The sequence below is a fragment of the Streptomyces sp. NPDC004539 genome (genome assembly GCF_040610055.1).
In the GTDB taxonomy this organism is placed as follows: domain Bacteria; phylum Actinomycetota; class Actinomycetes; order Streptomycetales; family Streptomycetaceae; genus Streptomyces.
Genome location: NZ_JBEXLS010000006.1, coordinates 386865 through 402260, shown reverse-complemented (window position 1 = coordinate 402260; position 15396 = coordinate 386865). Strand labels below are relative to the sequence as shown.

Sequence of the window (15396 nt, the reverse complement as noted above, 5' to 3'; positions counted from 1 at the left end):
GGTTTGCGTTCATGCGGGCCGCGTCAGTCAGTCGAGGCAGCCACTCCGCCCACCGGGCCGGAGTGGTGCTGGCACTCGCGCTGATCACGCTCGTCCACGTCTTCGGCTGTGCCCACGGGCCCACGGCGGCCGAGCCGTCGCGCGCGGACACCCTGGTCCTGATGTCGTCGGCCGCGTGCCACCCGCACGCGGCCGAACTCCCGCACCAGCACGGCACCGAGTCGCACTGCTCGGACTCCGACGACCCGCCCGTCCACCCGCCCCGCGACTACGACCCCACCGGCTCCCTGGGCCCCGGCACGGCGGCCGGCGCGGTCCCCGCCGCCGCCCCCGCCGCCGCGGCCTCGCTCCCCCACCTCGCGGGCGCCCCGCCCCCACCCCTCCCGCCCGGCAACGACCGGGCCCGTCTCGGCGTGTGGCGGACCTGATCGGACCGGTGTCCGATCGAACCCGTCTCTTCCCCCGACCCACGGCCGGCCGCCTGAGCGCACCGGCCGCAGGAGAAGCACGCCATGACACGCACCACCCCCCACTCCCCGGTGTCCCAGCTGCTGGCCGACGCCAAGCACCCCCTCCACACCCCCGCCGGACTCGTCGGCGACACCCCCGTCCTGTGGATCGGTGAGCCCTTCACCGGCGCCGGACGCGGCTTCTGGGCCAAGCTGGAGGGCCACAACCCGGGCGGCATCAAGGACCGCACCGCCCTGTACATGGTCCGCGCGGCCCGCGACCGCGGTGTGCTCGCGCCCGGCGCCCGGATCGTCGAGTCGACGTCGGGGACGCTCGGCCTCGGACTGGTCCTGGCCGGCGCGACCTACGGCCACCCCGTCACCGTCGTCACCGACCCCGGTATGGAACCCCTCATGACGGGTCTCCTCACGGCGTACGGCGCGCGCGTCGACCTCGTCACCACGCCGCATCCGGAGGGCGGCTGGCAGGAGGCGCGGCGCCGGCGCGTCGAGGAACTCCTCGCGGCCGAGCCCGGCGCCTGGTGCCCGGACCAGTACAACAACCCCGACAACGTGGCCGCGTACACGCCGCTCGCGCTCGAACTGGTCGCCCAGCTCGGCCGGATCGACACGCTGGTCGTCTCGGTCGGCACCGGCGGGCACTCCGCCGGGATCGCGGGCGTGCTGCGCGGCTACTTCCCCGGGCTGCGGGTCGTCGGCGTCGACACGACCGGCTCCACGATCTTCGGCCAGCCCGCCGGGACCCGGCTGATGCGCGGCCTGGGCTCCAGCATCTACCCCCGCAACGTGGCGTACGACCTGTTCGACGAGGTGCACTGGGTCGCCGCCCCCGAGTCGGTGTGGGCGGCCCGCCACCTCGCCCGCAGCCACTACGCGACCGGCGGCTGGAGCGTCGGCGCGGTCGCGCTGGCCGCCCGCTGGCTGGCCCGTACGCTGCCCGCCGAGGACCGGATCGTCGCCGTCTTCCCGGACGGCCCGCAGCGGTACGTCGGGACGGTGTTCGACGACGCCTTCTGCCGGCGGCACGAGCTGACCGGGCGTCCGCCCGCCGACGAGCCGGACGAGATCGCGGCGAGCCACGAGCGGACCGTCACCCGCTGGACGCGCTGCACGCACGTCGTCGACCCGCTCTCCGTGACCGGGGCCGTCCGATGAGGAACCTGTGGCGGCAGACCCGCTCCTTCCCGCCCGCCGCACGGCTGCTGATGGTCAACCAGTTCGCCATCAACCTCGCGTTCTTCATGCTCATGCCCTATCTGGCCGCGCATCTCTCGGACGGGCTCGGGCTCGCCGCGTGGGCGGTCGGGCTGGTCCTCGGGGTGCGGAACTTCTCGCAGCAGGGGATGTTCCTGATCGGCGGGACGATCGCCGACCGGTTCGGGTACAAGATCCCGATCATGGCCGGATGTCTGCTGCGGACGGTCGGTTTCGGGCTGCTCGGCTGGGTGGACAGCCTGCCCGCGCTGATCGCCGCCTCCGCCGCGACCGGGTTCGCGGGGGCGCTGTTCAACCCGGCGGTGCGCGCGTATCTCGCCGCGGAGTCCGGCGCGCGGCGGGTGGACGCGTTCGCGACGTTCAACGTCTACTACCAGGCGGGGATGCTGCTCGGCCCGCTCGTCGGACTCGCCCTGCTGGCGGCGGACTTCCGGCTGGTGTGCGCCCTCGCGGCGGCGATCTTCGCGGGGCTGACCCTGCTCCAGTGGCGGGCGCTGCCCGTACGGCGCAAGGGCGCGTCCGGTGAGCGGGAGAGCGTGCTCGCGCAGTGGCGGACTGTCGTCGCGAACCGGCCGTTCCTGCTGTTCTCGGCCGCGATGATCGGCTCGTACGTCCTGACGTTCCAGGTGTATCTGGCGCTGCCGCTGGCGGCGGAGGACGCGCTCGGGTCGCGGGGGACGGCGGTCACGAGCGGGCTGTTCGTGGTGTCGGCCGCCGTCGCCGTGGCGGGTCAGCTGCGGCTCACCGGCTGGGCGAAGGGGCGCTGGCGGGCGGACGAGGCGCTCGTGCGGGGGCTCGCGGCGATGGGGGTGGCGTTCCTGCCGCTGGCCCTCGCGCCGCGCGGGTCGTCGTACGCGGTGCTGGTCGGTCTGGTGCTGGCGGTGGTGCTGCTCGCGGTGGGGTCGGCGGTCGTCTATCCCTTCGAGATGGACACGGTCGTCGCGCTCTCCGGGGACCGGCTCGTCGCCACGCACTACGGGCTGTACAACACGGTCTCCGGGCTGGGCATCACCCTCGGGAACCTCGTCACCGGGGCGCTGTGGGACTTCGCGCGGCGGCACGACGCGCTGTGGCTGACGTGGGCGGCGCTCACGCTGACCGGTCTCGCGTGCGCGGCCTCGGTGGCGGCGCTGGCCCGGCGCGGACGTCTCGCGGCGCCCGTCCCGGCGTAGCCTCGTCCTCCGGTCGAGGTAAGGGGCGGTTCATGACGGCACACAAGTCCAGCCGGTACGGGTCCATTCGGGTGGAGACCCTCGACCGGGTGACGACCGTCGTCCTGAACCGCCCCGAGCGGCGCAACGCCGTGGACGGGCCTATGGCCGCCGAACTCGCGGACGCGTTCCGGGAGTTCGACGCGGACCCGGAGGCCGATGTCGCGGTGCTGTGCGGTGCCGGCGGGCATTTCTGCGCGGGCGCCGATCTGAAGGCCGTGGGGAGCGAACGGGGGAACACGGTCGCGGTGGAGGGCGACGGTCCGATGGGGCCGACCCGGATGCGGCTGTCCAAGCCGGTGATCGCGGCGGTAGAGGGGTACGCGGTCGCGGGCGGGCTGGAGCTGGCGCTGTGGTGCGCGCTGCGGGTGGCGGCCTCGGACGCGGTGTTCGGGGTGTTCTGCCGCCGGTGGGGGGTGCCGCTGATCGACGGCGGGACGGTACGGCTGCCCCGGCTGATCGGGGAGAGCCGGGCCATGGACATGATCCTGACGGGGCGTCCGGTCGACGCGCGGGAGGCGCTCGGGTTCGGGCTCGTGAACCGGGTCGTGGAGCCGGGGAGCGCGCGCGGCGAGGCGGAGGCGCTGGCGCGGCGGATCGCCGGGTTCCCGCAGACGTGTCTGCGGGGTGACCTGCGGTCCGTGCAGGAGCAGGGCGGGCTGGCGGAGGCGGCGGCGCTGCGGTTCGAGACGGAGGTGGGGCTGGAGTCGTTGCGGGCGGACGGGGTGGCGGGGGCGGGGCGGTTCTCGGCGGGGGAAGGGCGGCACGGGGCGTTCGGCTGAGCGGGTGCGGTCACTCGGCCCGGTAGAGCGCGGTGAGCAGTTCCACGACCTGCTGGGCGGCCGGGTGCGGGTCGTCGCGCCACCAGGCGAGGCGGACGACGACGGGTTCGGCGTCCAGGACCGGGAGGTAGGTGACGCCGGGTCTCGGGTACTGGTGGGCGGTGGACTCGGCGGTCACGCCGATGCGGCGGCCTCCGGCGATCGCGGTGAGCCAGTCGTCGACGTCGTACGTCTCCTCGAACGCGGGGCGGGCGCCGGGCGGCCACAGCTCCGGGGTCGTCGTACCGGTCCTGCGGTCGACGACGAGGGTGCGGCCGGTGAGGTCGGCCAGCCGGACGGCGTCGCGGCCGGCCAGCGGGTCGTCGGCCGCGACGGCGGCGAGCCGGCGTTCCAGGCCGACGATCGCCGAGTCGAAGCGCCGCTCGTCCGGCGGGCGGCGGACGACGGCCAGTTCGCAGGCGCCCTCCGCGAGGCCGCCGGTGCCGGTGTTGTGCCGGATCAGGTGGAGGTCGGTCGCGGGGTGGGCCTCGGCCCAGCGGCGCTGGAAGGCGAGGGTGTGCCGGCCGAGCGCCGACCAGGCGTACCCGATGCGCAGGCCGGCCCGCCCTGAGGCGGCCTCGTGGACCAGGTCGTCGACCTCGGCGAGGACCCGGCGGGCGTGGGCGACGACCCGGGTCCCGGCGGCCGTCGGCGTGACCTCACGGGACGTCCGCCGCAACAGCCGTACGCCCAGGGCCCGTTCGAGGGAGGCGAGGTTGCGGGAGACCGCCGCCTGGGAGACGCCGAGGGCGAGGGCGGCGTCCGTGAAGGTGCCCTCCTCGACGATGGCGACGAGGCAGCGCAGGTGTCGTAGCTCCACATCCATGCGTCCAGCTTCCATGCGTCCAGCGTATAGATCCCGCACCGGACGCATTTTGCGTATACGGGCGGACGGCGGACGATCGTGTCATGTCCGCCACCACAGAACGGGCCGCCGTGCCGCTCGCTCCCGCGCAGTCGCCCCGGGCGCGGCTCGCCGGGGTCGCCACCATGGTCGGCAGCGGTCTGTCCAACCAGACCGGTGCCGCGATCGGCTCCCTGGCGTTCCCCGTCATCGGCCCGGTCGGGGTCGTCGCGGTCCGCCAGTACGTCGCGGCGGCCGTCCTCTGCGCGGTCGCGCGGCCGGGGCTGCGCAGTCTCACCTGGTTCCAGTGGCGGCCGGTCCTCGCGCTGGCCGTGGTGTTCGGGACGATGAACCTCTCCCTGTACACCGCGATCGACCGCGTCGGCCTCGGTCTCGCGGTGACCCTGGAGTTCCTCGGCCCCCTCGCCATCGCCCTCGCGGGAGCGAGACGCCGCATCGACGCGGCCTGCGCGTTGTTCGCCGCCGCCGGAGCCGTCACCCTGATGCGGCCCCAGCCCTCCACGGACTACCTGGGCATCGGGCTCGGGCTGCTCGCGGCGTGCTGCTGGGCCTCGTACATCCTCCTCAACCGGACCGTGGGCCAGCGCGTCCCCGGCGCGCAGGGGGCCGCCGCCGCCTCGCTCGTCTCCGCCGTGATGTTCCTGCCGGTCGGGATCGCCGTCGCGCTGCGGCATCCGCCGACCGTCGCCGCGCTGGGGTGCGCCGTCGCGGCCGGGGTGCTGTCGTCGGCGGTGCCGTATCTCGCGGACCTGTTCACGCTGCGCCGGGTGCCCGCGCAGGCGTTCGGGCTGTTCATGAGCGTCAATCCGCTCCTCGCGGCCGTCGTGGGGTGGGTGGGGCTCGGGCAGCGGCTCGGCGGGGTGGAGTGGGCGGCCATCGGGGCGGTCGTGGCGGCGAACGCGGTGAGCATGCTGACGCGGTCCGAACGGGGCTGACGGCCCGGTCGTGTGCCGGTCTCCCCCTACGAAAGTCGGGGGCGGGCGTCGTCCTTCGTCGGAGGTGGGGCGGTGGGGGCCCGCCTAGGATGACGAGGGTGAGCGGGAGCGAGAGCCGCGGGTGGACCTTCTACGGGCGGATCGTCCTGGTCGTGCTGTGCACGGCGACGACGCCGATCCGCGTCGACCCGCATCTCGTGGTCGCGGAGACCGTGGCGGGGGTGGTGTGCGGGGCGGTGCTGCTCGTGCCCCGCCTGCGGTGGCCGGTGGCACCGCTCGTCCTGACCGTGGCGACCGCGTGGTTCGGGTTTCCGCTGCTGCCCCTGCTCTCCATCGCGCTGTTCAGTGTGGCGGTGGATCTGCGCGCCTGGTGGGCGGTCGGGTATGCGGTGGCGGCGCTGGCCGGGAATCTGCTGAGCTACCGGGAGACCGCGCTGTGGTCGGCGACGGCCTACTCGGTGACCGTGCTCCAGCCGGGGCTGGCCATCGTCTGCGGGCTGTGGCTCGGCAACCGGCGGCGGCTGCTGGACGCCCTCACCTCGGACCTCAGGCATCTGCGCGTCGAGACGGAACTGCGGGAGGAGGCGGCACGGACGGCCGAGCGGTCCCGGATCGCCGCCGAGATGCACGACGTCCTCGCGCACCGCCTCAGCCTGATCGCCCTGCACACCGGGGTCCTCACCACCCGGGACGGCCTCCCCGAACCTGTCGTGGAGCGGCTCGCGCTGCTGCGGGCGACGTCCGTGGCGGCCCTCACCGACCTGCGCGAGGTGCTGGGCGCGCTGCGCGACACCGACTCCCCCGCCCTCCGTCCGGCCGTGCGGGAGGTGCGCGAACTCGTCGAGGAGGCGCGGCACGCGGGCCAGCGGGTCGTCCTCGTCATGGACGGCACACCCGAACTCGCGCCCACCACACACCGGCTCGCCGTCTACCGCCTCGTCCAGGAGGCCCTGACGAACGCCCGCAAGCACGCGGCCGGCGCACCGGTGACCGTACGCGTCTCCTACGACCCTCCGGAGACGTTCGTGGAGGTCACGAACCCGGCGGGGTCGGCGGGGCCGGACGCCGCGGGGTCCGGGTACGGGCTGATCGGGCTGCGGGAGCGGGTCGGCGCGCTCGGCGGGCGGTTCTCGGCGGGGCCGGCGGGCGGGGGCGCGTGGCGGCTGACGGGGCGGCTGCCGCATCCTGCGGAGGCGGAACGGCCGTGACGGCGGGCCGGGAGGGCGGGCTTGGCGGCACGCCGGGGAGTGGCCGTGGCGGGCACGCCGAGGGGTGGCCTCGTGGGAACGCCAGAGGCCGGTGTCGTGCTCAGCTCTGGCCGGTGAAGCGGGCCAGGTCGAAGCGGCGGGCGGCGAGGTCCTCGGGGCGGATCAGCCAGTAGAGGGTGCCCTCGTCGCCGCCCCAGGACATGCCGAGGTCGCTGTCGAACTGGGCGAGCGGGACCCAGCGTTCGGCCTCCTCGTCCGAGCCGCCGGAGATCTCGTGCTCGACCGGGCCCTGGAGGGGGATCGCGTGGCCGCCGATCTGGTGGCCCGCGCTGGTGCGCAGCCGGGAGAACGCCCGGACGAACGGGCGGAGTTCGGGCGGGGTCTCGCGGGGGTGGGGCCAGGGCCGGGTGTCGCCGAGGAGGGCGCGCCGGGACTGGGGCAGCAGCAGGTCGGGGGCGCTCTCCTCGGTGCCGGCGGTGAGGTCGACGCGCGGGTAGGGGGTGAGGGGCGCGGGGGTGTCCGCCGCAGCGGTGGGGGTGTCCCGCGGGACGTACAGGACCTGGGCGCCGATCCAGGTCTCGGGGTCGTGGGCGGAGACGAAGACGTCGTCGCCGAGCCGGCCGTCCCAGAAGAAGAACAGCAGGGTGCCGTCCGGCGGGAACTCCTCGGAGAGGCTCTCGCGGGGCAGGGCGGCGCAGTCGACCGAGGCGACGAAGGACAGCGGGCCGTGTCCGGGCCACTCGGGCCAGGGGGTGGCGGCGGGGAGGTGCGGGGTGCCGCCCAGGACGGCCGCGACCGGTTCGCCGTCGGCCGCGTGACGCAGGCGGGCGCAGGGGCGCAGGAGTGCCGTCCAGGCGTCGGCCAGGGCGGGCGGGAGGTGTGCGGCGGCCGGCCGGGAGTGGTGCGCGTCGGTCATGGTCTTCCTCGGGTCGCCCGGAGGCGTTCGGCGGGGGCGGCCGGGGAACGGCCCTGGTCCCCGAGGGGGTTGAGCGTACCGGCACGTGCGGCGTCCGCGGTGCCGGGGGAGGCGGCACCGCGGACGCGCTGTGGGGGGGGTGTCGTGGTCAGCGCAGGCGGACGTCCACCCGGTACCGCCCCGACGCGAGCCGGTACGACGCCACTCCGTCCGCGTGTCCGAGGAACCGCACCCCGTCCGCCCGCGCGAGCGGTGTACGTCCCTCCCTAACCGAGTCCGCCGAGGCGGCCGGCAGGCTCAGGGTCGCCTCGGTGTTGGCCGGGACGAGAGCCTCGTACGTCAGGCTCCGGCCCGTGTCGGCCACGGTCCACTCGCTGCGGATCTCGCCGTACGGGCAGACGTGGGACGCGGCGACGTGCCCGATGCGGCCGGTCGGGTCGAGGTGGGGGCGCAGGACGAACCGTTTGAAGCCGGGGTGCTCGGGGTCGGGGGCGATGCCCGCCATGTAGGCGTACATCCACTCGACGATCGCGCCGTACGCGTAGTGGTTGAAGGAGTTCATGCTGACGGGCCCGAAACCGTCGTCCCGGGAGTAGGAGTTCCACCGCTCCCAGACGGTCGTCGCGCCGTTGCGGACCGAGTACAGCCACGACGGCATCGCGTCCTGGTGCAGGAGCCGGTACGCGAGGTCGGCGCGGCCCTCGTCGCTGAGGACGGGGGCGAGGACGTTGACGCCGAGGAAGCCGACGGAGAGCGTGTTCTCGGCGTACCGGACCCGGCTGCTGTCGGGGTGGGCTGCCTTGTACGCGGCGTCGTTGCCGATGTTGTCCGCCAGCAGGCCGACCAGTGCGCGGCGTTGGGCCTCGGTCTCGTAGAAGCCGAGTTTCAGGACCCACAGGAGCGCGGTCTGGGTGTTGTCCTCGGTCTTCTGGTTCGGGTCGGCGCCGGGCTCGATCGGGGACGCCGGGCCGAGGCTCGACCTGACGGTGACCGAACTCCCCTCCCCCGTCAGGTACTTGGCGATGAACGCCTGCCGGATGTGCCCGAACAGCTCCTCGTAGGCCCGCCCTTCGCCGGCGCGGCCGATCGCCGGTGCCATCCGGGCCATCAGGTGGGCGACGTACCCGTAGTAGACGTCGCTCGTGAGCTGGGCGCTGGTCTTCTGCGGGGCGAGCCAGTCTCCGGTGAGGGAGCCCTGTCCGGCGTAGGTGTCGCCCGTCTTCCCCCGTATCCAGTCCAGGTACCGGACCATCGCGGGCCAGTTGTCGCGGACGATCGTCGCGTCGCCGGTCATCTGCCAGACGGTCCAGGGCAGGACGACCCCGCAGTCGGCCCAACCGCTGCCGCCGCCGGGGAAGTTGTAGCGCCCGCCGGGGGCGACCCCGGTGAACTGGGCCCTGTCCTCGCCGTAGATGGTCTGGGAGTCGACGACGGTGTCCTGGAAGTGGGTGAGGAAGGCGCCCGCGTCGGTGCTGTAGAGGCCGGTGGCGGCGAAGATCTGGGTGTCGCCGGTCCAGCCGAGGCGTTCGTCGCGCTGGGGGCAGTCGGTGGGGACCCAGAGGTAGTTGCCGCGCTGCCCCCAACGGACGTTGCCGATCAGCTGGTTGACGTCGGGGTCGTCGGTGGTGAGGGTGCCGGTCTCGCGGATCGCGGAGGTGGCGACCTTGCCGGTGAGGGCGGTGATGGTGACGGTGTCGCTCGCGGTGACGGACACGTACCGGAAGCCGTAGAAGGTGAGGGTGTCCTGGCGGGTCTCGCCGGTGCGGTCGCCTTTCAGGATGTACGTGCTGGTGGCCTTGGCACTGCGGAGGTTGGCTCGGTAGACGGAGCCCTCGGGGCCGTCGGCGCCCGCGCTGTCGTCGTTGAGCATCTCGGCGAACCGCAGCTCGACCCGGGCGCCCGCCGGTCCGCGCAGGCTGTAGCGGGCGACGCCGACCATGTTCTGGCCGAGGTCGTAGACGGCGGTGTCGCCGGCGCCGATGGTGACGTGCGCGCGGGCCGCCTTCTCCGGGTCGGTGACGGTCCGGGCCCGGTCGACGACGATCCGGCCCCGCCCGTGGGGGCTGTCCTCCTGTCCGGTGACGCCGGTCGCGACGGTGACCGACTGCGGCCGGCGGTCCCAGCGGGGCATCAGGCGGGCGGAGTCGGCAGGGTAGGCGAGCAACTTGGCGCTCGCGTGGGGCACTTGGACGACGTCCCGCCAAGTGCCGGTGTCGTGACCGGACTCGGTCCAGCCCGGCAGTTCCCGACGGGCGTCGTAGGTCTCGCCGTCGTAGATGTCGTCGGCCCGCCAGGGGCCGGTGTCGGTGGCCTTCCAGGTGGTGTCGGGGGTGGTGACGAGGGAATGGGTGGTGCCGTCGGTGTAGCGGATGAGGAGTTTCGCCTTGAGGGCGAGGGGGTTGCCGTCGCCGCTGTAGTAGGTGCTGCCTTCCGAGATGCGGCCGTTGTACCAGCCGTTTCCGAGGACGGCGGCCAGGGTCAGCGTCGTTGCCCGGCCGACGAGTTCGGTGACGTCGTAGGTCAGGTAGGTGGAGCGGGCGTCGTAGTTCGTCCAGCCCGGTGGGAGGAGTTCGACGGTGGGGTTGCCGTCCTGGGGGACGGTGAGGCGGCGGCCGTTGACGTACGCGTCGTAGACGCCGAGGGCGGAGAGGTAGAGGCGGGCCTCGCGGACCCTGGTCCGCAAGGGGGTCTCGGTGCGCAGGAGAGGGGCGCCGGGGGTGTTCGGGGTCTTGTCCTTCATGCCGATCCACTGGGCGCCGTCCCAGCCGGTGACGCCGTCGGTGCTCAGCAGGCCGGTCTCGAAGAAGGCGACGGGGGCGGTGCCGATCGTGCGGCCGTGGGTGTCCCAGGCGGTGACGGTCCAGTGGTAGCGGGTCGAGGGGCGCAGGGCGGGGCCTGCGTAGCGGACGGCGACCGCGTCGGAGGACGGGACGCGTCCGCTGTCCCAGATGTCGGCGCGGGTGGCGGTGAGGCGGTCGGGGGAGGTGGCGACGAGGATCTGGTAGGCGCCCTGGGCGGTGCCTCGGGCGTCGGAGCGGGTGTGCCAGCCGAAGCGGGGGGCGGGGGTGTCGATGCCGAGAGGGTCGGTGCGGTGTTCGACGGTGAGGGCGGTCACCTCGCCGTCCCGGGAACGGGGGCGGGGTGCGGCCGAGGCCGGGGGCGGGGGGAGCGCGCCGGCGACGGCAGCTCCGGCGGTGGCGGCGAGGACGGTTCGGCGAGGGAGGCCGTGCGGGGTTCCTGGTTCATGGGTCACACCGGGGTCCTTTTCTGTGGGGGTGGGTCGGCGCCGGTTTCCTGGTGGGGCGGAGTGCGGCTTCCAAGAGGCGGCTGCCGAAGGGATCAGCGTGCGGCGCGGTAGTCGGCGTCCATCTCCTTGAGGAGCTGCGCCGGGGTGGACCGGTCGCTGAAGATCTCCTGGAGGCCGCTGAGCATGGTCTGCTGGACCTTCGCGTCGGGCCAGAGCTGGTCCATGAAGGGCACGGTGCGGCCCGTGGTGATGTAGGCGGCGAGGTCGGTGAGGGCGGGGTCCGTGCGGTGGCCCGTGCCGGGGAGGGTGGGGAGGCTTCCCTGTTTCGAGGCGAACAGGTTCATGCCCTCGGGGGACATGACGAAGTCGACGAACTTGAGGGCGAGCCGCTCGTTCTTCGCCTTGGCGTTCACGCCGTATCCGGCGCCCGCGGCGGCGGGGACGAGGGTCTGTGCGGGGGTGTCGGTGGCCGGCAGCGCCTTGAAGGTGAAGGTGCCTTCCGGGTTCTTGCCCTTGAGGAGGGCGATGACCCAGTTGCCCTGGACGAGGCCCAATGTCCTGCCGGTGGCGGCGAGTTGCTGGCTGGCCTCGTAGCTGGTGCCGAGGGGGTTCTTCTGGAAGCAGCCCTCCTTCTCCATCGCCAGGTACTTGTCGAGGGCGGTGGTCCACGGCGAGGCCGCGAAGGTGGCGTCACCGGCCCGCATCTTCCGGTCGAAGTCGCGGTCCGGCCCGTAGACGGTGGTGGCGACGAGGGCGTACAGGACGAGCTGGGTGACCCAGTTGTCCTGGATGCCGAGCGCGAACGCGGGGGTGCCCTTCTCCTTCGCCGCCCGGCAGAACGCGAGGAGTCCGCTCCAGGTGTCCGGCGGGGTCAGCCCGGCCTTGTCGAGTGCTTGTTGGTTGTAGATCGCGCCGATGCCGTTCTGGCCGAAGATCGCGGTGTACGTCTTCCCGTCGTCCTGGGCGACGGCCTTGATCGCGGCCGGGAGCTTCGCCGCCCAGGGCCGGTCGGAGAGGTCGCGGAGGTAGCCGGGGCGGGCGAGGACGTGGGTCGCGGCGGGGTTGCCGTCGCCGGGCCACACCGACATGACGTCGGGTGCGGTGCCCGAGGAGAGCTGGGTGCGGATCTGCTGCTGGTACTGGTCGGCGCCGCTGGTGGTGAGGCGGACGTCGACGCCGGGGTTGGCCGTCTCGAACGCCGCGACGACGGCCTCGACGGACCCCTGGTCGACGGAGGCGACCGTCAGGGTTCCAGAACTCCCTCCGGAACCCCCCGAGTTGGTGCCCCCGCTGCACGCGGCGAGCAGGGCGACGGCGGCCAGCGCGGCCACCGGGAGACGTGTCTTCATGGTGTGTTCCCCTCGGAGAGGTCTCATCCCCGCAGCCCTCCCGCGAAGCCGTTGATGATGCTGCGCTGGAGCGCGAAGTACACGGCGAGGACCGGCAGGACGCTGATGACCAGCGCGGCGAAGACGAGGTTCCAGTCGGTGACGTACTGGCCGACGAACCCGGCGATCGCGACCGACATGGTCTGCTGCCCGCTGCCGCTGAGGTACAGCAGGGGCGTGAAGAAGTCGTTCCACACCGCGACCGTGTTGAGCACGAGGGCCGTCACGGTCACGGGCTTGAGCATCGGCAGGACGACGTACCGGAACCCCTTGAGCGGTGTGCACCCGTCGAGCAGGGCGGCGTCCTCGAAGTCGCGGGGCAGGGCGCGCAGGAACCCGGTGTAGAGGAAGACGGTGAACGGCACCTGGAGTCCGGCGTAGTAGAGGACGAGCGCCCACGGGGTGCCGAGCAGTCCGAGGTCGCGCATCGTCTGGTAGAGCGGCAGCGCGCCGAGCTGGAAGGGCAGGACGAGGCCGAGGAGGACCACGAGGTACGTGCCCCGCGACCAGCGGGCCGTGACGCGGGCCAGCGGGTAGGCGGCGAGCGCGGAGACGGCGAGGACGACGGCGACGCTGCACGCGGTGACGAGCAGGCTGTTGGCCAGCGCCCCGCCGAGCGCGCCCTGTTCCCATGCCTGCCGGAAGTTGTCCAGCGTGGGCGAAGAGGTCGGGGTGAGCGGTGAGGAGGTGTCGGAGGCGGGTCTCAGCGCCAGGTTGACGAGGACGTACACGGGGAACGCGACGCACAGGGCGGCTGCCGTCATGGCGAGTTCGAGGGCGAGGGTGCGGGGGCGGTAGCGGCTCATGAGGCGGCCCTCTCGCCGCGGGCCAGCAGCGTGTACTGGCCGGTGGAGACGGTGGCGACGACGGCGGTGAGGACGACCGCGAGGGCGATGCCGTAGCCGAACTCGCCCAGGGTGAAGGCGTCTTTGTAGATCAGGGTGGAGATGGTGTCGGTGGCGTGTCCGGGGCCGCCGCCGGTCAGGGCGTAGACCTGGTCGAAGAGTTTGATGCCGCCGATGACCGAGAGCATCAGGTTGACGGTGAGCGCGGGGGCCAGCAGGGGACGGGTGACGGACCAGAACCGGCGCAGAGGTCCGGCGCCGTCGATGGAGGCGGCCTCGTGGATCTCCTGGGGCACGGACTGGAGTCCGGCCAGGAAGATGACCATCGAGTAGCCCGCGTACTGCCAGACGGTGACGCCGACGACGGACCACAGGGCGAGGTCGGGGTCGCCCAGCCAGTCCTGGGCGCGGGCGCCGAGGACGGTGTTGACGGCGCCGTCCGGGCCCAGCAGGTTGCGCCACAGGTAGGCGGTGACGATGGGGGTGATGACCGCCGGGGCGAACAGCAGCACCCTCAGGAGGTGGCGGGTCTTGATCGCGGAGTTCACGCCGAGGGCGAGCAGCAGGCCCAGGGCGTTCTGGACGACCGTGACGGCGGCGGCGATCAGGAGGGTGTGGCGGATCGCGGCGAGCGCGTCGGCGTCGTCGAGCATGTCGGTGAAGTTGCCGAGTCCGACGAAGGAGAAGTGCGGGTCGAGGCCGTCCCAGTCGGTGAAGGCGTAGTAGACGCCGCGGGCGCTCGGGACGAGGACGACGAAGGCGAAGAGCAGCAGCGCGGGGAGGGTGAACCACCAGGGCGGGGTGGTTCTTCGGCGGGTGGTCACAGCCGGCCTCTTCCTTGGAACGTTTCAAAGAGGGGTGCGGGTGGAGCGGTTCCGGAGTGGGTAACGTTTCCCAAAGGGTGTGGCCAGACCTTAAGGAGGGACCGGGGGGACGTCAAGAGATCGCGCAGTAGACTGCCGGGCAACGTTTCCCGTTCGATCGGAGGCCCTCGGGATGACGCCGCCCACGCAGCCCACGCCGCCACGCCGCGTCACCATCGTCGACGTCGCGCGGCACGCCCAGGTGTCGACGACCGCGGTGTCCAAGGTGCTGCGCAACGCCTACGGCGCGAGCCCCGAGATGCGGGCGAGGGTGCGGCGCGCGATCGAGGAGCTGGGGTACCGTCCGCTGGCCGCCGCGCGGGGGCTGCGGGGGCGGACGTACACGGTCGGGGTGATGCTGCCGGACATCCGCAACCCGTTCTTCCCCGAGATCCTCGACGGGATCACCGGGCGGCTCGCCGACACCGACTACCAGGTGTTCCTGGGCCCCGGCTGCAACGGCGAGAAGGAGGAGGCCCGGGTCACGGAGGCGATGATCGACCGGGGCATGGACGGCCTCGTCCTCGTCGCCCCGGTCTCCTCCCGCACCCGCCTCGAAGCGGTCGCGGCCACCGTCCCCACGGTCGTCGTCGGCCGGCACGGCCACTCCGCCGCGTACGACACGGTCGTGGACGACGACGTCGCCGGCGCCGCCCTCGTCGTCGGCCATCTCGTGGAGCTCGGGCACCGCCGGATCGCCCACATCGAGCACCGCGAGACCGATCCGACGCGGGCCGCGGAGATGCCCAACGCCCAGCGGGCGGACGGCTACCGGCGCGCGATGCGGGCGCACGGGCTGGTGGACGACGTCGTGTCGACGAGCTACACGCAGCGCGGCGGCTACGAGGGGGCGCGCGAGCTGCTGGCCCGCCCTCAGCGCCCCACCGCCGTGTTCGCCGGCGCGGACATCGTCGCGATGGGCGTCCTGGAGGCCCTCTCCGAGGCCGGCCTCACCACCCCCGGCGACCTCTCCCTCGCCGCCTACGACAACACCGCCCTCGCCGCCCTCGCCCCCGTCTCCCTCACCAGCGTCGACCAGGCCGGCCGACAGCTGGGCGACAACGCGGCCCGCCTCCTCCTCGACCGCATCGAGGACCGGGGAAAGCCGTCGGCCCAGGTGAAACTGTCACCGACCCTGGTGGTACGCCGCAGCACGGCGGCCCCGGGACAGCTCAGGCTTCAACGGAGGCCATGAACTCCAGCACACGGCGGTTGGTCTCCGTCGCGTGGTCGATCCGAACAGCGCGCAGAGCGGGGTGCGGATCGTGGACAGCTCGCCGTCGGTCAGCGGCAGCGGGGCCGGGCGGCGGACGCGGTAGGCGCGGACGGCCGTCCGGATCATGGCGCGCAGCTCGGTACCGTCATCGTGGTCCTAGTGCTTTCTGCCGAGGCCCGATGCGTCGTCGGACCGA

At 73.3% G+C, this 15396-nt stretch carries 13 protein-coding genes and 1 pseudogene; 7 read left to right on the top strand and 7 right to left on the bottom strand.

The features are described 5' to 3' along the window. The first annotated feature begins 11 nt into the window (after window positions 1–11). The 4 genes from ABZX85_RS15965 to ABZX85_RS15950 all read left to right on the top strand — a co-directional run bounded on the left by ABZX85_RS15965 (window position 12) and on the right by ABZX85_RS15950 (window position 3678). Complete coding sequence (locus ABZX85_RS15965) at window positions 12–428, top strand: hypothetical protein (RefSeq protein ID WP_355867713.1); 417 nt, start codon at window positions 12–14, stop codon at window positions 426–428. Between the two features lie 84 nt (window positions 429–512). Then, a complete protein-coding gene (locus ABZX85_RS15960) occupies window positions 513–1625 on the top strand; it encodes a PLP-dependent cysteine synthase family protein (protein WP_355867710.1) in 1113 nt (370 codons plus the stop codon). After that, entirely contained in the window at window positions 1622–2857 is a 1236-nt protein-coding gene (locus ABZX85_RS15955; protein WP_355867707.1) for an MFS transporter, read from the top strand. The genes ABZX85_RS15960 and ABZX85_RS15955 overlap by 4 nt, the downstream gene beginning before the upstream one ends. 32 nt (window positions 2858–2889) lie before the next feature. Further along, entirely contained in the window at window positions 2890–3678 is a 789-nt protein-coding gene (locus ABZX85_RS15950; protein ID WP_355867704.1) for a crotonase/enoyl-CoA hydratase family protein, read from the top strand. A gap of 10 nt (window positions 3679–3688) precedes the next feature. Here ABZX85_RS15950 and ABZX85_RS15945 read toward each other — a convergent pair whose 3' ends face one another. Beyond that, window positions 3689–4543, bottom strand: coding sequence for a LysR family transcriptional regulator (locus ABZX85_RS15945; protein ID WP_355867941.1), 855 nt, complete (start codon window positions 4541–4543; stop codon window positions 3689–3691). A gap of 164 nt (window positions 4544–4707) precedes the next feature. On the opposite strand from ABZX85_RS15945, the gene ABZX85_RS15940 reads away from it, so the two are divergent. Together ABZX85_RS15940 and ABZX85_RS15935 are read left to right on the top strand one after the other, a co-directional pair. Continuing rightward, entirely contained in the window at window positions 4708–5517 is an 810-nt protein-coding gene (locus ABZX85_RS15940) for an EamA family transporter (RefSeq protein WP_355867938.1), read from the top strand. Window positions 5518–5693: 176 nt separating this feature from the next. Continuing rightward, complete coding sequence (locus ABZX85_RS15935) at window positions 5694–6725, top strand: histidine kinase (RefSeq protein WP_355867935.1); 1032 nt, start codon at window positions 5694–5696, stop codon at window positions 6723–6725. A 100-nt stretch (window positions 6726–6825) separates the two neighbouring features. Here the strand turns inward: ABZX85_RS15935 and ABZX85_RS15930 are convergent, their stop codons facing one another. From ABZX85_RS15930 to ABZX85_RS15910, 5 genes are all read right to left on the bottom strand, one after another. Beyond that, a complete protein-coding gene (locus ABZX85_RS15930) occupies window positions 6826–7641 on the bottom strand; it encodes a YwqG family protein (protein ID WP_355867702.1) in 816 nt (271 codons plus the stop codon). A 148-nt stretch (window positions 7642–7789) separates the two neighbouring features. Continuing rightward, window positions 7790–10894 (bottom strand): family 78 glycoside hydrolase catalytic domain, encoded by a 3105-nt coding sequence (locus tag ABZX85_RS15925; RefSeq protein WP_355867699.1) that lies wholly within the window; start codon window positions 10892–10894, stop codon window positions 7790–7792. 86 nt (window positions 10895–10980) lie between these two features. Further along, a complete protein-coding gene (locus ABZX85_RS15920; RefSeq protein ID WP_355867696.1) occupies window positions 10981–12237 on the bottom strand; it encodes an extracellular solute-binding protein in 1257 nt (418 codons plus the stop codon). 23 nt (window positions 12238–12260) lie between these two features. Next, the gene (locus tag ABZX85_RS15915) at window positions 12261–13082 is read right to left on the bottom strand and encodes a carbohydrate ABC transporter permease (protein WP_355867693.1); all 822 of its coding nucleotides are present in this window, start codon (window positions 13080–13082) and stop codon (window positions 12261–12263) included. After that, the gene (locus tag ABZX85_RS15910; RefSeq protein ID WP_355867690.1) at window positions 13079–13945 is read right to left on the bottom strand and encodes a sugar ABC transporter permease; all 867 of its coding nucleotides are present in this window, start codon (window positions 13943–13945) and stop codon (window positions 13079–13081) included. The genes ABZX85_RS15915 and ABZX85_RS15910 overlap by 4 nt, the downstream gene beginning before the upstream one ends. 172 nt (window positions 13946–14117) lie before the next feature. On the opposite strand from ABZX85_RS15910, the gene ABZX85_RS15905 reads away from it, so the two are divergent. Continuing rightward, window positions 14118–15179 carry a LacI family DNA-binding transcriptional regulator gene (locus ABZX85_RS15905; protein ID WP_355867687.1) on the top strand — a complete coding sequence of 354 codons (1062 nt, stop codon included), beginning with the start codon at window positions 14118–14120 and terminating at the stop codon, window positions 15177–15179. Here the strand turns inward: ABZX85_RS15905 and ABZX85_RS15900 are convergent. Next, a pseudogene (locus tag ABZX85_RS15900) lies at window positions 15157–15349 on the bottom strand (alpha/beta hydrolase); the annotation flags it as partial. The gene ABZX85_RS15905 and the pseudogene ABZX85_RS15900 sit on opposite strands and share 23 nt — an antisense overlap. Window positions 15350–15396 lie beyond the last annotated feature (47 nt).